The sequence below is a fragment of the Pseudomonas sp. PsB genome (genome assembly GCF_043658375.1).
Lineage (GTDB): Bacteria > Pseudomonadota > Gammaproteobacteria > Pseudomonadales > Pseudomonadaceae > Aquipseudomonas > Aquipseudomonas putida_Z.
The window spans coordinates 19143-37700 of the sequence record NZ_JBIGLU010000040.1 but is presented as its reverse complement, the minus strand read 5'-3'; the positions used below and the strand labels follow the sequence as shown (position 1 = coordinate 37700).

17 protein-coding genes and 1 pseudogene are annotated in these 18558 nt (G+C 53.9%); all 18 read right to left on the bottom strand.

The features are described from left to right. Positions 1 to 205 precede the first annotated feature (205 nt). On the bottom strand, positions 206 to 859 hold the full coding sequence (locus tag ACGLHT_RS26555) for an HAD family hydrolase (protein ID WP_274121049.1): 654 nt from the start codon (positions 857 to 859) through the stop codon (positions 206 to 208). Then, positions 840 to 1592 (bottom strand): 3-deoxy-manno-octulosonate cytidylyltransferase, encoded by a 753-nt coding sequence (locus ACGLHT_RS26550; RefSeq protein ID WP_061302990.1) that lies wholly within the window; start codon positions 1590 to 1592, stop codon positions 840 to 842. Before ACGLHT_RS26550 ends, ACGLHT_RS26555 begins: the two co-directional genes overlap by 20 nt. 5 nt (positions 1593 to 1597) lie before the next feature. Further along, a complete protein-coding gene (locus tag ACGLHT_RS26545; RefSeq protein WP_274121050.1) occupies positions 1598 to 3208 on the bottom strand; it encodes an aldolase catalytic domain-containing protein in 1611 nt (536 codons plus the stop codon). Beyond that, positions 3205 to 5055 (bottom strand): hypothetical protein, encoded by a 1851-nt coding sequence (locus tag ACGLHT_RS26540; protein WP_274121051.1) that lies wholly within the window; start codon positions 5053 to 5055, stop codon positions 3205 to 3207. The genes ACGLHT_RS26545 and ACGLHT_RS26540 overlap by 4 nt, the downstream gene beginning before the upstream one ends. A 54-nt stretch (positions 5056 to 5109) precedes the next feature. Then, positions 5110 to 6384, bottom strand: coding sequence for a rhamnan synthesis F family protein (locus tag ACGLHT_RS26535; RefSeq protein ID WP_274121052.1), 1275 nt, complete (start codon positions 6382 to 6384; stop codon positions 5110 to 5112). 32 nt (positions 6385 to 6416) lie between these two features. Continuing rightward, positions 6417 to 6875: a hypothetical protein gene (locus ACGLHT_RS26530; RefSeq protein WP_150124409.1), complete on the bottom strand. Its 459-nt coding sequence runs from the start codon at positions 6873 to 6875 to the stop codon at positions 6417 to 6419. Between the two features lie 9 nt (positions 6876 to 6884). Continuing rightward, positions 6885 to 7580, bottom strand: coding sequence for an ABC transporter ATP-binding protein (locus ACGLHT_RS26525; protein WP_274121053.1), 696 nt, complete (start codon positions 7578 to 7580; stop codon positions 6885 to 6887). Further along, on the bottom strand, positions 7577 to 9037 hold the full coding sequence (locus ACGLHT_RS26520; RefSeq protein ID WP_274121054.1) for an ABC transporter permease: 1461 nt from the start codon (positions 9035 to 9037) through the stop codon (positions 7577 to 7579). The genes ACGLHT_RS26525 and ACGLHT_RS26520 overlap by 4 nt, the downstream gene beginning before the upstream one ends. Before the next feature lie 61 nt (positions 9038 to 9098). Continuing rightward, positions 9099 to 9656 (bottom strand): dTDP-4-dehydrorhamnose 3,5-epimerase, encoded by a 558-nt coding sequence (gene rfbC, locus ACGLHT_RS26515; RefSeq protein ID WP_274121055.1) that lies wholly within the window; start codon positions 9654 to 9656, stop codon positions 9099 to 9101. Then, a complete protein-coding gene (rfbA, locus tag ACGLHT_RS26510) occupies positions 9656 to 10540 on the bottom strand; it encodes a glucose-1-phosphate thymidylyltransferase RfbA (protein ID WP_274121074.1) in 885 nt (294 codons plus the stop codon). Before rfbA (ACGLHT_RS26510) ends, rfbC begins: the two co-directional genes overlap by 1 nt. Next, on the bottom strand, positions 10540 to 11439 hold the full coding sequence (rfbD, locus tag ACGLHT_RS26505) for a dTDP-4-dehydrorhamnose reductase (protein ID WP_274121056.1): 900 nt from the start codon (positions 11437 to 11439) through the stop codon (positions 10540 to 10542). The genes rfbA (ACGLHT_RS26510) and rfbD overlap by 1 nt, the downstream gene beginning before the upstream one ends. After that, the gene (gene rfbB, locus ACGLHT_RS26500) at positions 11436 to 12506 is read right to left on the bottom strand and encodes a dTDP-glucose 4,6-dehydratase (protein ID WP_274121058.1); all 1071 of its coding nucleotides are present in this window, start codon (positions 12504 to 12506) and stop codon (positions 11436 to 11438) included. The genes rfbD and rfbB (ACGLHT_RS26500) overlap by 4 nt, the downstream gene beginning before the upstream one ends. A 4-nt stretch (positions 12507 to 12510) precedes the next feature. After that, entirely contained in the window at positions 12511 to 13509 is a 999-nt protein-coding gene (locus tag ACGLHT_RS26495; protein WP_337993886.1) for a glycosyltransferase family 2 protein, read from the bottom strand. A 340-nt stretch (positions 13510 to 13849) separates the two neighbouring features. Further along, the gene (gene rfbA, locus ACGLHT_RS26490; protein WP_274121077.1) at positions 13850 to 14731 is read right to left on the bottom strand and encodes a glucose-1-phosphate thymidylyltransferase RfbA; all 882 of its coding nucleotides are present in this window, start codon (positions 14729 to 14731) and stop codon (positions 13850 to 13852) included. Further along, positions 14721 to 14921, bottom strand: coding sequence for a hypothetical protein (locus ACGLHT_RS26485; protein WP_337993887.1), 201 nt, complete (start codon positions 14919 to 14921; stop codon positions 14721 to 14723). Before ACGLHT_RS26485 ends, rfbA (ACGLHT_RS26490) begins: the two co-directional genes overlap by 11 nt. Next, positions 14918 to 15988, bottom strand: a complete 1071-nt coding sequence (rfbB, locus tag ACGLHT_RS26480; RefSeq protein ID WP_274121059.1) for a dTDP-glucose 4,6-dehydratase — start codon at positions 15986 to 15988, stop codon at positions 14918 to 14920. Before rfbB (ACGLHT_RS26480) ends, ACGLHT_RS26485 begins: the two co-directional genes overlap by 4 nt. Positions 15989 to 16184: 196 nt before the next feature. Further along, a pseudogene (locus ACGLHT_RS26475) lies at positions 16185 to 16316 on the bottom strand (dTDP-4-dehydrorhamnose 3,5-epimerase); the annotation flags it as partial. Between the two features lie 223 nt (positions 16317 to 16539). Continuing rightward, positions 16540 to 18543, bottom strand: coding sequence for a nucleoside-diphosphate sugar epimerase/dehydratase (locus ACGLHT_RS26470; protein WP_274121060.1), 2004 nt, complete (start codon positions 18541 to 18543; stop codon positions 16540 to 16542). Positions 18544 to 18558 lie beyond the last annotated feature (15 nt).

The window sequence follows — 18558 nt, the reverse complement described above, 5'->3', positions numbered from 1 at the left end:
TGGAATTGCACACCTCACATACACAGCTAGGTGCGCTGCCCATCTTTGGTTAGGTGGGGTTTATGGAGCGCTTACTACGGTAATACGCCATTGCGGGGGTCCTTGATGCATGGTGATGCCTCTAAAACGGCAGACATTGCCAGGCAGCGATAACGCAAATGGATAATCCATTGCGCCACAGAGTATGCAGCGCACGGTGCTATCTTTACTGAGTAATTAAATCCGACAATGCGGATTTGCAGGTTACCCCAATATTTGCAAAGTAATCCTGCCAGCCCTTGAACTCCGTCCAGGCCGAGACAAAGACAAAATCGGTCTTGAACATTTCAGAAACCGTATGATCGTAACGACTATCCCCAATAAAGAGCGCAGGGAATTCAATGTTACCCGAAGCGATTTCCCGGGCGAAAATGGTGTCTTTGGGATCGGGACTGCCAAAAATCCCGCCATCGAAGTAATCAGATATGCCCCGTTCAGAAAACACATGCCTCAACTCGACCTGAGCACCACCAGAGACAATCAGCCATTTAGCATTCGGCGAAGCGCATCGAAGATCCTCAAGGCCCTCTGCAATTTTACATTGCATCAGGCCATCCGCAACTTCCTTGCTATAGGCATCTAGCAGGTATTGCATGCCCGTCTCATCCGAGCGCACACCCACTATTTCATTTAAAAAGTATTCAAACTTTTTAAACCTGGATATGCCGCCGTTGGCAGTATGATGCTCGACGAGCGCTTGCGCAGCTGCTTCACCGTAGCGCAGTGCGGCCAAGTAGAACGCCTGTGTTTTTACGCGATTCGAATCTAAAACCACGCCATCACAATCAAAAATTATTGTTTTATACTTTTGCAAGTTCAAACCCAAGCTCCTGCAGCGCACGCTCTACAACATCTACATCGGTAGGTACATCCACCGCCAGGCTACCACCGCTGGTTTCGACCATTTTGACCGGCACACCCAACTCGAGGAACCGCAGAATTTCGATGTCCTCGCTGCTTTCTACCTCACCTTTTCGGCCAAAGCTGGCGTAGCTATCCAGTTGCTGGCGGGTGAATCCATAAATGCAGACTTGTTTTTTGTAGCGGCTTGGCGCAACGGCCGGATCTTTAAAACCAGGAACCGGTAGGCGAGACATGTACATCAGGTCACCTTTTTCAGTAGTGACCACTTTAGGAATATTGACGCTGTTTGGGTCTTCGGCATCATCAATCCAGCAGTAACCGTTCACCACCGAATCCATTGCCACCTTCTTGAGCTCAAGAACTTTCTGGATATCAACAGGATCAATCAGCGGCTCATCACCTTGTACGTTGATGTAGATGTCAGCCTCAATTTGCTGAGCAGCCTCTGCCAGACGGTCAGTCCCAGTCAGGGCCGTGCTGCTCGTCATCACCACATTGAAGCCAGCACCTTCCACTACCTGCGCTATGCGGTCATCTTCGGTAGCAACAAAAACGTTTTCCTGGCCGACCGCTTTGGCAGACAGCTCCGCCACCCAAAGGATCATGGGTTTTCCCAGCAGATTCACCAAAGGCTTGCCTGGGAACCGTGACGATTTATAGCGCGCGGGAATAACGACAACTGATTTCATATTAGTCAGATCGCATAAATAGATTTGGATTCGATCGCATAACGCGAAGGCGTTACTGCGGTGACGGGCAACTCCGGCGTCGACTTGAGGAACAGTTCCAGCACAGACTCAACTTCAGCTGTACGCGGGTCATCTGCGCCATACCCATCGAACCCTGCCAAATTGATCGAACGCGCATCCCCGCTAGCAGCGATGGCCAACGCGTAAGCAAATACCAAAGAGGTCGGCAACGTGCAGTGTGTTGAGTTGAACTCAAACATATCCGAGTTGACGGTAATCCCGAAGTCAAGAAGGGTCGTCTCCCCCAATGCTTGCCTTACATCTTCTGGTAGCATGCTAGCGGGGGTTACCAGCGGCTGCGGCAAACGAGCATGCTCTGCGCAGTCAGCTAGCAGACGAACCGGATGGCAAGCCACTCTCACATCAATCAATTCCGAAGCAATTTTCGCTTGTGTGTTGAGTGCCATTACAAACGGCTTGCACCTACGGATATAGGCCTCGATCGCAGCCCTATGCTTTTCTACACCAGGCCCGGTCCCCAGCAGCAACACATCGCGACCCGCTAATACCTCTGCGGGCGCCCAGCTCCCCTGCGTAGGGCTCTGATAGAAGACCCGGGCGGAATTCAATGTGCGCGAGCTGAATTTTTTGCCACCCTCAACACGCAGGTGCTCTATAACAGCCAGGATATCTTCTTCGCCATAACGCGAGTCGCCCAGCATTTCCTGGATGTAGGTAGGGTGTATCCCATACTTACCCGCCAGGTAATAGTAAGTATTGGTACCCCACCCACACTCATGCTGCAGAGGACGGAAGTAGCGATTGATCACGCCCATCAAGGGAACAACGTTAGCGCTTAGCCCACTGCGCTCCGAGAGTTCGATGACCAAGTACTCAGTTTTCGCATTACCGGGGCCACGCCCCATGCCGGTAACGGTGGCGTCCAACCAAGTGACGCCTTCGTCCAAGGCGCGCAGAGTGTTTTGTAGTGCCAAGCCCATGTTGTCATGAGTGTGAATACCCAGAGGGCCCTTCCAGCGCGAGCGCAGCCAACCGACAACCTGTGCCACTTGGTCAGGGCTCATGCTGCCCATGCTGTCAGCGAAATACAGAACATCCAATGGCCAGTTGGCGGCTGCGGCGGCCAAAGTCTCGACTTCCTGCTGATTACGGTCAGCAATCTGCATGAGGTTGAACCCGACCTGGAAACCGCGCTCTTTCAGCCAGGCCGATGCAGGAAGTGACTGTTCGAATTCGTGTACATGGCAGGCGATACGTACGAGTTCCACAGGCGACGTCGCCGCGGTCTCTGGAAACAGCCGGCTCAAGACCTCTTCCATCGGCAGGTCACTTCCGAGCAGCTCCACAGCATTAATCATGACTGCGACTGAAAGTGAGCCAGGTACATCGAGACTGCGGATGTAATGATCGGTGGTAAAAGCGCTCGCGCCCTTGAAACCGGAGTTTTTCAGAGAGCGTAAGCCCAGCTCGACGACGTTCACACCGGCAGCAGCCATTGCCTTCAGGTAGTCATCAACTACATCTTCCGGAAAATCCCAAGAATTATAGTAACCACCATCGCGCAGGGTGCAATCGATAACAGTACTCCCACTCACTTTGAACCTCCCTCAATAACCTGAACCAGTTCGTTATACACAACCTGCCAGTCCAGACTGTAACTGATAAAATCCATTCTCAAGTCAGAGTCCTCAGGACGATCAACAATATGCTTGACGTCTATGAGGCGGGTTCGCTTGCGAATGTGATTATTCGCATTAAGCATTTTCGTATTCAAGTGCGCCACTCCTGGGCGCCCTGCAAACCTAGCAACATGTAGACCACCTGTGCCAGAGTTACCTACATAAGCATCGACAAAGCTTGCATATTGAATTTTTTTGACACTATCCGCGCCAACCACATTAAAAACAGGAATCGAAGGATCCAGACTCTTTCTAATTTCCTTTACAACGCCATTATCGAGATCGGTCTCACGCTGATCTCTTGGTGTTGGATGCATCGGCGAGGTCCATCCATCAAATACGACCCCAACCTCCGGGTATAGAGCCTTAAGCGAATTCAGTATATTGACCGCAGAGTCAATCTGTTCAAGCCATGAACGCTTCTGGACTGTAACCCCAAACCAAATCAGCGGATAACAGGACATTAACCCTTTTGTAATTGTTGGATCTAGTGAAACCATCCCCTTCCGTGCCAAGGAGACAAATCTACGATCAAACCGATTAACGCAATCAACTCGTGTCTGATCGAATACAGAGCCCACATGAAAATAGAAGCCCTTGGTTTTTGTCACCTTACTCCACACCTCATCAGGCGTCAGTAAAGCTTCAGGGACATTTACGCCATACAAACTCGAAAGGGAACAGAAATCAGCCCCCTTGTAATGAATGATACTCGGCAAGCGCTCTAAGAACCGGGCATCATGAAGAGCACCGACTGCGGGAGCCACATCGTAGTAAAAATGATAAGGACGACTATGTGATGCAATAATCCCAGAAAAACCTCGCCCACCCGAAGCGTACGCCGAAACCTCAACCATACTTCTGACAAGCTTGTAAATGAAGCCCCTTACAAGACCATCAGACAAGTGCGGGGTCAGCGCAATAATATTTTTAGTAGGGAAATATATAGCGTCCGCCGAACCAACATGCTGAAATACAAAGCACGCTTCACCTGTGGACGAGATAAATCTAAGCACATTTATCTCATTGCCCATCACATAGCTTTCATTACAGCAGGCCATACCATAGCCGAAAGGATCGGGAACAATGACTGATCCTTGTGAAAGCGCAGTCTCCACCGCATCAATGCAGAAGTCACTAGAGGTAACATATTTTAAGAACGGTACGGCTCGAGACAGTTCCGCAGGAACCTTACCAGAACTTAATTCCTTCAAACTGCAAACCTGCACTCCTCGAAATATAATATCATCGAGGACTGCATCACTGATTTTTGCTAAGAAACCGGACAAATCCGCCGCAAGCTTTCTAATATCTTTGCAATTGACAAACTCAGACCATAGATTTTGCAGACTGGCAGCTTTGAAACCAGTTGCCGCGGCATGAATCACCCGCCAGGGGTATTCCTCGTTATCAACTACAAAAATAATGTCGACAGGCTGATTTAGGTCCACCTCGATAGTCACTTTGAACCCGCAGTGCAACTGAGGATGCACACTTAGCAGATCCTGTGAGACCCTTAGGACACTGCTCAGCACATCACGACGCTCGACCGTTGCATAGACCTGATGCTCCGCACGCCCATTCCTAATTACTAAATGGATATCGGAGACATGGTGATCTTTCAAGAACCAACCCGCAAAAGATAACTTTCCATTGCCCAATTGTCGATGGGATGGTGTATCCAGGCACGAGTGAGGCACAACTCGCTTTAAGTTTGACTTAGCTTTATCGAGCACGGAAAGCTCTAAAAAATCAGGATGCACCTTTCCTTCCTTACGTAAAAAGATCTACCAGTCAGTATTCGGGACTCGCAAACCTCAAATCAAACCGCGTAAAAATGCCGCACGTTTCCAACCAATCAATACATCACCACCAAATGGGCGCGAGTACATGATCCAGCGAAACTCACCGCGCTGGTCCGGCTCGAGATCCAGTGCAATATTTTCGATATCTTTGGATACGAACATACCGCGATAAACACCATCCAACTTAATAATTGGCAAACCGATACGATGGAGGAAGATACCATTCTGATGGATCTGAGAGCCATGCGCAAAGCAACCGATGAAGTTGGAAATGACCTCCCCCTTTACAGTCGAACGGATACTTCCAGCTGCGGATGAAGAGTTTGTCACAGCACCACAGACAAACTCAGAGAATCCACTCAAAGAATCAGCATAGTGCACTTCAACTTCCGACAGCGAATCAAAATCGGCATTCAATGCCGAAACACCAGCGATCGCGGCTGGAGAATGAAGATACTTGCTAATAACATCCTTACTAACAGCAGAAAAAGAAAATCGTGGCCAGTGTAAAAGCTCGGAATTTCGCGACAGGCGAGCAATATCTTCCAGCACCTCATCGCTGCCATGCAAAAGCTCCGACGCACGACCAATATCATATAGCGAACGGAAATTGTTGGGCGAACTCACAATACGCTTCAGCGTTTTAGAAAGCTCCATTTCACCTGTTTTTATAACCACAGGGCGTACGTCAGTACATTTATAGTCTTTCCAATACTTCTTCAGCCTAGGATGATTGAGAACGTTATTACTCAAGGCAATACAGAACGACCCAAGGTGATGCTCGATCTCATAATTCTCGGTCGCCCCTAACGCCTCGACGCTGGAATCAAACATCTCATGAAGAAATTGCGCGTTATGCTTGCGACTAAAGAAGACGCTATCATTCACAAGCATCATTCGAGGACACTGCTCAGCAAGCCCACTGGAGTAGAGATAGTTAAAGCCAGACTTATAACTACCAAAGTCTCGACCGTAATTATACTTTTCAACATAGCAATCAATGATATCGCTATACCGTTCGGGATTTTTTATTTTTAACGTATTTACACAGACAACGTACAAACCCGCCTCTTTGGCCGCACGAAGAAAATGAACTACATCGTTACGAATCTCGCCTTTCTGAAACAATGCCATCAGAACAATTTTCTGGCCAGCATAACTGGACGAATACAGCACGCTGTCTGCCTTGCCCAAACTCCTGAACCAGTTCATCCGAGACTGAAGCGAAACATAAGCGTATGCTGCCGGGTAGCGAAGCTGATCCGACAATTTCTGAAAAATACCCACAACGGCCCCTCAATCAATAACCAGTTAAAAGATCACGATTCAACAATAATATTCTTGCTCACCGAGCAAGCAACAACACGATCTTTCTCCGGAGTTTTGATCAGAATACCGTAGGCACCAACTGGCAGCGTAGAAAGATCCGCACGAATGAAGAAACCTGATTTTGTGTACTTTTCGTCATTAAATGCTTTAGCGACGTCTAAGCGATCATAACGCGAGCTTTCTTCAAAAGTATAGACATCGCCTTGAGCATTTTTCATTGTTACAACGAGCTTTCCGGTTCCTGCAGCGCTGTCGGAACCAAGTGCCCACCCGCGAAGCTCAACAACACCCTGACGAACCTTCACCCCCCGATCTTTACTTCCTTGTACCAAATCTAATGCACAGCGATTAGATTTTTCTACTGGCAACGACGCAACGGAGTTCTCACCACCACAACCAGCGAGCGCCATTACGATTACTGCTGGAATCAACACGTATTTCATGCTCATGCAATTTCCCTAACGTTTATTTTCAATAATTTCTTCGTAGAGTTTCATGACCTGCCCAACACTTTCTCCTGTGATGAGCTTGCCCCCCTCCAAGATGACGCAACGGTCGCACAAAGCGGCAATCTGGCCTTGAGAGTGCGATACGAGTACAACTGTTTGGCCTGACGCAATTTTTTGAATCATAGTACGCTCAGCCTTCTTCTTGAAGCTGGCGTCACCAACGCTAAGCACCTCATCGACCAGAATCACATCGGGACTCATGATGGTGCTGATGGCAAACCCCAATCGAGAGGCCATACCCGTCGAGTAGTTTCTCACCGGTTCCTCGAAATAATCACCCAGCTCCGAATAGGCCTTTATTTCTTCTACCCGTTCGATAACGCACTTTTTGGGATGCCCCAGTAGCATGCCGCCAAAAATTGCGTTATCTCGACCGGTAAGATTGCTGTCGAAGCCCGCCTGCAAGGCCAGCAAGGCCACCGAGGCGCCATGGTTCAAAACCTCGCCCGAATCGGGGGTCAATGCGCCCGACAGAACTTTGAGCAACGTCGACTTGCCTGCGCCATTCCTGCCAAGAATGCCGAGCGTTTCGCCAGCCTTGATATCCAGGTCAATGCCTTTCAAGGGCTCATGGAACCCTCGCTTACCATTCAGCTTGAACCGCACACCTACGTTACGCAGCGAAAGGACTACATCAGACTTCATGCCATGCCTCGCCTTACAAACTTTTTCCGCTGCAGCTTGTAAACAACGTAATTGACAGCTCCCAAAGCAATGCTTACTGCAAGCACATAGAGCAACCCTTGTATTTCAGGAGCAGTGCCCTGCAGAATCACCTGGCGATAAGCAGAAATTATGACCGCCAGCGGGTTGTATTGAACCCACTCTGCTACCCTCCCAGGCAGAGATTGGTAGTTATAGATCACCCCCGAAAGGATCATCAACAGGGTCAAGCCCGTACCAACGATATTGGCAATGTCACGGACCATTGAAACAAGCGCTGCAAGCAGCATACTCAGCACGATGGTCAGCAGAAACTGTAGCACCACGATTAGCGGGAAATAAATAAGGCTCAAGCTCAAACTGTCATCGTCAGCTACAAAGCGTAGAACGATTAGCAATAGCATGGCTGGCAACTGCTTGAACGTCGACTGCACAATATTGACAAGCGGAAAAAAGGCGGGCTGAACGTTACTGTTCAGCATCAGTGACTGACCGCCCAATATGCTGGTTGCACTGGTCGACACCGCTTTGGTGAACCACATCCAGGGCACTAAACCGCAGAGCAGGAATAGGCCGTAATTCTCGACCCCCGCATTCAAGACTCTGCCGAACAGGAAATAATAAATAACGAGATGCAGCAGTGGCTCCAGCACCACCCAAGCGTAATTAAGGTGGGTGCGCGAAGACTCTGACTTCAGGTTCAAAATGGCCTTGGTTACCACCAAAGTAGCAAAGTGCATAACCGAGGATGCCGAGCCTTTGGCTTTTTTTAGTTCATCTTTTACAGCAGGCTCCGGCGTATTTAATATTTCGGCACCATATTGCATTGCCAACCGATATCGCCGCGCCAATGCGTGTTGCCCTGCCCGCTCGTAGGCCTGCGAAAGCTTTTGATAGGCCTGGGGGTGTGCTGGCTTCAAAGCGACTACAGCGTTCCAATACTCAGCGACTTCTTCCCACTGCTCTAGCTTTTCGGCGATGTCCGCAGCTTGGACCAGCGGCTCAACTTTATCGGGGGCCACATTGCGAGCAGTGAGGTTATGCGCCTTCGCGGCGGTAACATCACCGTTGCGCATTGCCAACGCGGCAGTACGGCAAAGTAACTCCCAACAGTCACCCAGCACCGCACGACCTTGCACCAGCAGCTGCGCTTCGAGCGCCGCCTCACCTTGCACCTGGGCCCAGTCTGCACTGATCAACCAGGTGGAGACGTGCTTATCGAAACGGTGTCGACTAAATTCTAAAAGCTCGCCCGCTTGTTCATACTGCTCTTGCTTAAAGCAGCAGACAGCGCCTTGCAACCATGGCGCAGGGTGGCCCTTATATTGCTCGCGGAAGGCCTGCCATAGCGTAGCCGCCTCCACCCAGCGTTTCTGCCGCATCAACGCGTTCGCCAATTCGAATGCCTGTGCGGGTGCGAGGTTTTCTATCTGAGTCATAAGTTCCAATGCGCAAAACGCAGGGCATTAGCCCTGCGTCTCGTCGATCGCTACCGTGGTTTTATTTGCTGTAATTCTCGAACACATCAACCTCGGCCAACCGCTTGCCAAGCAGGTCTTTCGCCGACAGCTGTGGTTCAAAGTCTATCGGCCAGTCAATTCCGATATCCGGGTCGTTCCAGATGATGCAGCGCTCGTGCGCTGGGGCGTAGAAGTCGGTGGTTTTGTACAGGAACTCTGCCGCTTCCGAGAGGACGACAAAGCCGTGCGCGAATCCTTCCGGCACCCACAGCTGATGCTTGTTTTCTGCGGACAGGTGCGCCCCCACCCATTTGCCAAAGGTGGGCGAATCACGACGGACATCTACAGCAACGTCGAACACTTCACCCTGGACTACACGCACCAACTTGCCCTGTGCTTGCTGCAGCTGGTAGTGCAGCCCGCGCAGTACGCCCTTGGCAGAGCGGGAATGGTTGTCCTGCACAAAATTGACTTCGCGGCCTACCACTTCATCAAAAACCTTCTGGTTGAAGCTTTCGAAGAAGAAGCCACGGTCATCACCGAAAACCCGAGGCTCAAACAAAATGACTTCGGGAATAGCCAAAGGAGTAGCTTTCATTAGTAAATTTTTTCCTGCAGCAGGCGTTTCAGGTATTGGCCATAACCATTCTTGGCCAGCGGCGCAGCCAGTTTTTCCAGCTGTTCAGCAGTGATCCATTGCTGGCGGAAAGCAACTTCTTCAGGGCACGCAACCTTAAGGCCCTGGCGGTGCTCGATGGTAGCGATGTAGTGGCTGGCCTCGAGCAGCGAGTCGTGGGTGCCAGTGTCGAGCCATGCGTAGCCGCGCCCCATGATCTCGACAGACAGGCTGCCCTGCTCCATGTAGATGCGATTAAGGTCAGTGATCTCCAGTTCGCCACGCGGCGAAGGCTGGATGCTCTTTGCAATCTCAACCACTTGCTGGTCATAGAAGTACAGACCGGTAACCGCGTAGTTCGACTTAGGCTGCAGCGGCTTCTCTTCCAAGCTGACAGCTTTGCCCTGGTCGTTGAACTCGACCACACCGTAACGCTCAGGGTCGTTGACGTGATAGGCAAACACGGTCGCGCCATGATCACGCGCTGTTGCGCTATGCAGCAGTTCATTGAAGTGATGGCCGTAGAAGATATTATCGCCCAGCACCAACGCCGACAGATCATTGCCGATAAACTGCTCGCCAATGATGAACGCTTGGGCCAGACCGTCCGGCGAAGGCTGGACTGCATACTGAATATTCAGCCCCCAACGCGCACCATCGCCCAGCAGTTGCTCAAAGCGTGGGGTGTCCTGCGGTGTGGAAATGATCAAAATGTCGCGGATTCCCGCCAGCATCAGCGTAGTCAGCGGGTAGTAGATCATCGGCTTGTCGTATACCGGCAACAGCTGCTTGGAAATGGACAGCGTTGCTGGGTGAAGACGGGTGCCGGAACCACCGGCCAGGATAATCCCTTTACGTTTACTCATCATTGCTTCTCTATGATTTCTGTCAGCATCCGTGCCACACCGTATTCCCAGGACGGGAGATTCAGCTGGAAGGCTTTCTGCAGTTTTTCGGTATTCAGGCGGGAGTTGGCCGGGCGTTTGGCTGGCGTAGGGTAGGCATCTGTGGTGAGTGCATTGACTGCCTCGGCAGAGACCTTCAGCTCCAGACCAGCGGCAGCAGCCAGGTTGATGACATAGCGCGCGTAACCGCACCATGTGGTTTCACCGCCCGCTGCCAGGTGGTAGATACCATCCAGCTTCGGGTTGTGCCGCGCAGCCGGAATGGCATGCGCCGTCACGTCGGCGATCAGTTCGGCCCCTGTAGGTGCACCAAACTGGTCATCGATCACGCCCAAGGTGTCGCGCTCACGCGCCAGTCGCAGCATGGTTTTCGCGAAGTTGTTGCCGCGGGCTGCGTACACCCAGCAAGTGCGGAAGACCAGGTGGCGGCAGCCCGATGCCTGAATCGCCTGCTCCCCGGCCAGCTTGCTGACGCCGTAGACGTTCAGCGGGCCAACACCGTCAGTCTCGCGCCAGGCCTGTGTACCGTCGCCAGGGAATACGTAATCGGTGGAGTAATGCACCAGCAACGCGCCACTGCTTGCCGCGGCCTCAGCCATTACAGCTACAGCCTCGGCGTTGACCAGGTGTGCCTGGCTCGGCTCGGATTCGGCCTTGTCCACTGCGGTGTAGGCGGCGGCATTAACGATAACGTCGGGGGCATAACGCGCCAACGTGTCCTTGAGCCCTTCGAGGTTGCCCAGGTCACCGCAGAAATCAACGCTACGCGAATCCAGGGCAAGCACCTCGCCCAAGGGGGCGAGGCTGCGCTGCAGCTCCCAGCCCACTTGGCCATTCTTGCCCAACAGAAGAATTTTCATGCGCGGCGCTCGGCGTAGTTCTTCTCGACCCAATCACGGTAGTTACCGGACAGGACGCTTTCGACCCACGGTTGGTTTTCCAGGTACCACTGGACGGTCTTGCGAATGCCCGTTTCAAATGTTTCGGCAGGCTTCCAACCCAGCTCACGCTCCAGCTTGCGAGCATCGATCGCATACCGGCGGTCGTGCCCAGGGCGGTCGGTAACATAGGCGATCTGTTCGCTGTAGAGCTTGCCGTCGGCGCGTGGACGAAACTCGTCCAGCAAGGCGCAAACACGATTGACGATTTCCAGGTTCGGCTTTTCGTTCCAACCGCCAACGTTGTAAACCTCGCCCACGGCACCTGCTTCGAGCACGCGACGAATGGCGCTGCAGTGGTCTTTCACATACAGCCAGTCACGAATCTGCTGGCCATCGCCGTATACCGGCAAGGCCTTGCCTGCCAGGGCATTGACGATCATCAGCGGAATCAGCTTCTCAGGGAAGTGATACGGGCCGTAGTTATTCGAGCAGTTGGTGGTCAGTACCGGCAGGCCATAGGTATGGTGGTACGCGCGCACCAAGTGGTCGCTGGCTGCCTTGCTCGCGGAGTACGGGCTGTTCGGTTCGTACTGGTGCTTTTCGGTGAAGGCTGGCGCATCGCCAGCCAACGAACCGTACACTTCGTCGGTGGATACGTGAAGGAAGCGGAACTTTTGCTGCTCATTACCTTCCAACCCATTCCAGTAAGCACGAACGGCCTCTAGCAAGCGGAAGGTGCCAACGATATTGGTCTGGATGAAGTCTTCCGGCCCATGGATGGAGCGATCAACATGCGATTCTGCAGCAAAATTGATGATGGCACGAGGGCGATGCTCGGCAAGCAGCTGCCCTACCAGTTGGCTGTCAGCGATGTCGCCATGCACAAACACATGCTGCGGGTTACCTTCCAGGGTGGAGAGATTCTCCAGGTTCCCGGCATAGGTCAGCTTGTCCAGGTTGATGACGGTTTCACCCGACTGGCCAACCCAGTCAAGCACGAAGTTGGCGCCGATGAAGCCGGCGCCACCAGTTACCAGAATAGTCATTTGATCAGATCTTTTTCAGTATTGTCGCGAGCAGCAACCCAAGGTTGCCAAGGAGGGTCTGACGATGCAGGCCTGCTTTGAGCACTTTGTAGACGCGCACAGGCAGGCTTCGTTTTCGGGCTGTCTTGAACAGCTTGAGGGTCTTGCGGTGATCTTTGCTCAACCGGTGACTCATGCTCTCCAAGGCACGGATATTCTGGGCATTCCACTCATAGAAACGCCCTTGGAATACCATGACCAGGCGTCGCAGGCGGGCGCACCAGTCAGAGTTGCTGCCGATGACATTGTCGGCATGCTGCCGGTAAAAAACCCGGGGTTCAGGGTCGTAGCGAACGGCGCCAGACGCACCAGTGATCAGCTGATAGCACCACCAGTCGTGGGAGGGCACGGTCAATTCAGCACCGGCTTCCATGATCAAGGCACGCGCGGCCTTGTTGAAGACCATGGTGTTGCCTCCGCTGATACTCTGTACCAGTGCATTTTTGAAATGCGGTGGCGAGGCAAAATTTGGCGATAACCCGCGATGGATTCCCCCGTCACAAATCAGCAGGGTGCGGCCACAATAAAGGGCAGGCTGGTCGGCAGGCACACTCGAAAGCCACTCTACAGCCGCCTGGAGCTTGCTTGGGCACCAAACGTCATCTTGGTCCGACCACGCGAAATAATCCGCATCGATGTCAGCCCTGCAGGTCAGCGAAAGGAAATTACGCACAAAGCCGGCTTGGGGACCACTCACTACTTTGATGCGGTGCGAGCCCCACGAATCCACGTACCCTTCGAGTACGTCCAGCGTACCGTCCTGCGAGGCGTCATCCGACACGTGGAGGACCCAGTTTCGATAGGTTTGCCGCTCGAAAGAATCCAGCTGCTGAGACAGGAAATTGGCACCGTTATAGGTGCACATGAGGATCGCCACACGCGCAAGCTCAGGAATGCTTAATTCCTGAGCGAATAGGAGTCTGTCCGGCGTGTGAACGCCAGGGGGTTGAGTGAGCACCGCCACGCTTGCCTTCCCTGAAATGACAACTGCTTCCGCAGATACCCTAAACTAAACTTGAGTGCCATCAAAAAGCCATTGCACAAAATCGCGAGGAAGGATAGCACATTCGCATCAGTTTCTGAATATCTCGTGAAATTCTTGCGCTCCAGATAAAATTTTCTTTAAAAAACAGAACCAAAACAACCAAAATCGTCACTGAAATCACAGAAATTATCTGCCCGGTCACTTTCAGGCTGAAAATTTGACCAGCCGGCGAGAAAATGCAGACTCGCCCTGTGCTGCCAACAGCGGCACAATGCACTCGCCAAGGAATGCCAGCTTCAAATGTGGAACCGCATCGCCCTTAAAAAACCGTTCCCTGCACCAACCGCCTCAGATACTGCCCGTACCCATTCTTCGCCAAAGGCTCAGCCAGCCTCAACAACTCCTCGGCCCCAATCCATCCTTGCCTGTATGCCACCTCTTCCGGGCAGGCTACCTTCAATCCCTGCCGCCGCTCGATAGTCGCGATATATCCACTCGCCTCCAGCAACGAATCATGCGTACCGGTATCCAGCCAGGCATACCCGCGCCCCATGATCTCCACCGACAGCCGGTGCTGTTCCAGGTAAGCCCGATTCACATCGGTAATCTCTAACTCGCCCCGTTCGGATGGCCGAATACTCTTGGCAATCTCGATCACATCATTGTCGTAGAAGTACAACCCGGTCACGGCATAGCTGGACTTGGGCTTGGTTGGTTTCTCTTCCAGGCTAATGGCATTGCCCTGCCCGTCGAACTCGACTACGCCGTAGCGCTCGGGGTCATGCACGTGGTACGCGAACACGCTGGCGCTTCCCTGACGATCCATAGCACTGCGCAGCAATTGCTGGAAGTCGTGGCCGTAGTAGATGTTGTCACCCAGCACCAGTGCTGTGGGGTCGTTACCAATGAAGCCTTCGCCTATCAGGAAGGCCTGCGCCAGACCATCCGGGGATGGTTGCACCGCGTAGGTGATGTTGATACCCCAGCGGTGACCGTTACCCAGCAGCTGCTCAAAGCGCGGGGTGTCTTGGGGGGTGGAGATGATCAGGATGTCATGGATGCCCGCCAGCATCAGAGTGGTCAGCGGGTAATAGATCATCGGTTTGTCGTACACCGGCAGCAGTTGCTTGGAAATTGCCAGGGTTGCGGGGTGCAGTCGGGTACCCGACCCGCCCGCCAGAATGATGCCTTTACGCTTCATGATGGTCATTTCTCGTGGGTTTCCTGAACATGCACAGGTTGGTCGGCCACTTCGCCGAAGCGGAGTACACATCGGTGATCAATGGCAGGAATGCTTGAACTTTCGAGGCTACGTCCTGCCCCAACGAGGCCAGGCTGCGTTGCAGCTCCCAACCTACCTGACCGTCCTTGCCCAGTAGCAGAATCTTCATGCCGAGCGCCCTGCGTAGTTTTTCTCGACCCAGTCGCGGTAGCTGCCGGACTGTACGTTCTGCACCCACTCCTGGTTGTCGAGGTACCAGGCCACGGTCTTGCGAATGCCGGTTTCGAAGGTTTCGGCAGGCTTCCAACCCAGTTCGCGCTCGAGCTTGCGGGCGTCGATGGCGTAGCGGCGGTCATGGCCTGGGCGGTCGGTCACATAGGTGATCTGCTCGGCGTAGGGCTTGCCGTCGGCACGGGGGCGCAGTTCGTCCAGCAGGGCGCACACGCGGTTGACGATTTCCAGGTTGGGCTTTTCGTTCCAGCCGCCCACGTTGTACACCTCGCCGGTCTTGCCGGCTTCCAGCACGCGGCGGATGGCGCTGCAGTGGTCCTTGACGTACAACCAGTCGCGAATCTGCTGGCCGTCGCCGTATACCGGCAGCGGTTTGCCGGCGAGGGCGTTGACGATCATCAGCGGGATGAGCTTTTCCGGGAAGTGATAAGGGCCGTAGTTGTTCGAGCAGTTGGTGGTCAGCACCGGTAGCCCGTAGCTGTGGTGGTACGAGCGCACCAGATGGTCGCTGGCGGCCTTGCTGGCCGAGTACGGGCTGTTGGGCTGGTACTGGTGGGTTTCGGTGAAGGCCGGTTCGTCGGCGGCCAGCGAACCGTACACTTCGTCGGTGGACACATGCAGGAAGCGGAAGGCCTGGCGCGCCTGCTCACCCAGGCCGCCCCAGTAGGCGCGTACGGCTTCCAGCAGGCGGAAGGTGCCAACAATGTTGGTTTCGATGAAGTCTTCCGGGCCATGGATCGAGCGGTCGACGTGGGACTCGGCGGCAAAGTTGACGATGGCGCGTGGCTGGTGGGTTTTCAGCAGCTGCTCTACCAGCGCGGAATCACCAATGTCGCCATGCACGATAATGTGCCGCGCGTCGTCCTGCAGGCTGCTCAGGGTCTGCAGGTTGCCTGCGTAGGTAAGTTTATCGAGGTTGACCACGGGCTCGTCATTGCCGGCCAGCCAGTCCAGCACGAAGTTCGCGCCAATGAAGCCCGCACCGCCGGTTACCAGAATGGCCATATATGTCTGCTTCCGCTGTCATGGTCCGCTCTTCCACCTTCCTGGATTCTAGCTTGTTGGCGCTTGGCCCGAGAGCTGGAACGATGTCATCGTGACATTGAACCATGACCGCCTGGTCTACTTCGCTCAGTCAACGGAGCTTAAGCCTTGCAGCACTTTGCCCTGTAATCCGTGCCTAACGGGAAGGGTCAATAGATTATGGAATGCCGACTATGGGCCCCTCCCAAGTCACGCAGCTTTTGAACTGAGGCTTATAGACCGTGGTTTTGTACGAGAATTCCGCATGCTGGGACAACGTGGCGAAACCGCGTCTGGAGCCTCCTGGGGTCCAGCATTGCTTTCATTGAATTGCCTTCAAAGGTAAACATACGTTGATTGGCATCTTTGGGGCAGAGCGCAATGCTGGGTGCAAGGCATTCACTATCCCTGTGGGGGCACCGGCGCAGCGGCGCCATATACCGAATCACACTCTTCGCGGGTAAATCCGCTCCCACAGGGTTAGTGCAAACCTTTGAGCCTTGAGCAAGACTAACCCGCGCACTGCAGCTGAATCAGGGTTCCAGCCGTCGCTGCTGGTAAAGCCAGTCCACAATCTCGCCTTCCGGCGAATAGCCGCTTACAGTTTCGCGCAACAACTGCCGTACCCGCACAAAATCATCTGCCGCCACCGCCGCCAGCAATTGCCGCAGCACATCCTTTAGCGTATCCCAGGCCAGGAAGTCTTCGTTGGCGCTCATGATCATCGGGTGGCGAGTGGCAATCACGTTATCGCCAATCAACAGCTCCTCGTACAGCTTCTCCCCTGGCCGCAGACCGCTGAACTCGATGGCAATATCGCCCATCGGGTTACGTTCGGAGCGCACGCTGAAGCCGGACAGGTGAATCATCTTCTCAGCCAGCTCCACAATCTTCACCGGCTCGCCCATATCCAGCACGAACACATCACCACCCTTGCCCATCGAGCCGGCCTGAATCACCAGCTGCGCCGCTTCGGGGATGGTCATGAAGTAACGGGTGATCTTCGGGTGGGTGACCGTCAGCGGGCCACCTGCCTTGATCTGTTTGTGGAAAAGCGGAATCACCGAACCCGACGAGCCCAGCACATTGCCGAAGCGAACCATGGTGAAACGTGTCTTGTTCACCTGCGAGACATTGCTGCTGTCGCCGAACAGCACTGGCGCCATTTCCCGGCTAAGGGCTTGCAGGGTCATTTCCGCCAAGCGTTTGGTGCTGCCCATCACGTTGGTAGGGCGCACAGCTTTGTCGGTAGAAATCAGCACGAAGTTGGCAACGCCAGCCTGAAGCGCAGCCTGGGCGGTGTGCAGGGTGCCGATGACGTTGTTCATCAGGCCTTCGGCGATGTTGTGCTCCACCATCGGCACGTGCTTGTAGGCGGCGGCGTGATAGACGGTGTCGACCCGCCAGGTTTTCATTATATCGAACAGTTGCGGCTGGTTGCGGACCGAACCCAGGATTGGTACCAGGCACACCGACAGCGATTCGCGGGCTATGCGCTGCTCGAGTTCGGAGAGGATGCTGTACAAGTTGAACTCGCTGTGATCGAACAGCAGCAAGGTTTTCGGCGCCTGGCCCAGAATCTGTCGGCACAGTTCCGAGCCGATCGAACCACCGGCACCGGTCACCATCACAGTCTGCTCGACGATGCAGCGCTCCAGCAGGTCGGCCTGAGCGGGCACCGCATCGCGGCCCAGCAAGTCAGCAATGTCCACTTCCTGGATGTCGTCCACCTTGACTTTGCCGCTGGCCAGGTCCATGAAGCTGGGGATACTGCGCACGTGCAGCGGGTAGCCTTCAAGGAAGTTGAGGATCTCGCGGCGGCGGGTGCGGGTGGAGGATGGTATGGCCAGCAGAATTTCCTGGGCGCCGGTAGCATCAATCATGTCTTGCAACTGGTCAGGGCGGTACACCTGCAGGCCGGCAATCACCCTGTCGGTGATGCTCGGATCATCGTCGATGAACGCTACCGGGCGCAGCGCTCGGTCGGACCGCAAGGCTGCAACCAATTGGTTGCCGGCACCACCAGCACCATACACGGCCACCCGCGGCAAACCGTCGCCGCGGCTGCTATTGGTAAAGGGCACGTGCTGCACGGCGGTGGTAAACCAGTCGCCAAGAAAGTACTGGCGCATGGCCAGACGAAGGCCGCCGACCATGATCAGGCTCAGCCACCAGTAGTTGAAGGTGATGGAGCGTGGCACTACGTTTTGATGGTTGCTTGACCAATAAATGATAAAACCGAGAATCAGCGCGGACAGGGTTACAGCCTTGGTGATGGCAATCAGCGCGTCAGTGCCGAAGTAGCGCATTACCGCGCGGTACAGACCAAAGCGGATGAACAGAGGGATGCCTACCATCGGCGCGACGAGGAACAGCCAGCCGTGGTCGAGGATGGGGTTGGCCAACTCGTCGATGCCAAGGCGTACCACGAACGCCAGCCACAAGGCAGCCCAGATCAGGACCACATCGGTCAACACCTGCAGCAAGCGTTTGTATCTACGTGGTAGAGCAAGCAGTTTAGCGCGCACCTTGTCCATCGCTCCTCTGAAACG

What these genes read in the sequence shown, in the direction of transcription:
- ACGLHT_RS26550 (WP_061302990.1), bottom strand. Translation starts at nt 1,592, where the DNA reads ATGAAATCAGTTGTCGTTATTCCCGCGCGCTATAAATCGTCACGGTTC.
- ACGLHT_RS26530 (WP_150124409.1), bottom strand. Translation starts at nt 6,875, where the DNA reads ATGAGCATGAAATACGTGTTGATTCCAGCAGTAATCGTAATGGCGCTC.
- ACGLHT_RS26525 (WP_274121053.1), bottom strand. Translation starts at nt 7,580, where the DNA reads ATGAAGTCTGATGTAGTCCTTTCGCTGCGTAACGTAGGTGTGCGGTTC.
- ACGLHT_RS26520 (WP_274121054.1), bottom strand. Translation starts at nt 9,037, where the DNA reads ATGACTCAGATAGAAAACCTCGCACCCGCACAGGCATTCGAATTGGCG.
- rfbC (WP_274121055.1), bottom strand. Translation starts at nt 9,656, where the DNA reads ATGAAAGCTACTCCTTTGGCTATTCCCGAAGTCATTTTGTTTGAGCCT.
- rfbA (WP_274121074.1), bottom strand. Translation starts at nt 10,540, where the DNA reads ATGAGTAAACGTAAAGGGATTATCCTGGCCGGTGGTTCCGGCACCCGT.
- rfbD (WP_274121056.1), bottom strand. Translation starts at nt 11,439, where the DNA reads ATGAAAATTCTTCTGTTGGGCAAGAATGGCCAAGTGGGCTGGGAGCTG.
- rfbB (WP_274121058.1), bottom strand. Translation starts at nt 12,506, where the DNA reads ATGACTATTCTGGTAACTGGTGGCGCCGGCTTCATCGGCGCCAACTTC.
- rfbA (WP_274121077.1), bottom strand. Translation starts at nt 14,731, where the DNA reads ATGAAGCGTAAAGGCATCATTCTGGCGGGCGGGTCGGGTACCCGACTG.
- ACGLHT_RS26485 (WP_337993887.1), bottom strand. Translation starts at nt 14,921, where the DNA reads ATGAAGATTCTGCTACTGGGCAAGGACGGTCAGGTAGGTTGGGAGCTG.
- rfbB (WP_274121059.1), bottom strand. Translation starts at nt 15,988, where the DNA reads ATGGCCATTCTGGTAACCGGCGGTGCGGGCTTCATTGGCGCGAACTTC.
- ACGLHT_RS26470 (WP_274121060.1), bottom strand. Translation starts at nt 18,543, where the DNA reads ATGGACAAGGTGCGCGCTAAACTGCTTGCTCTACCACGTAGATACAAA.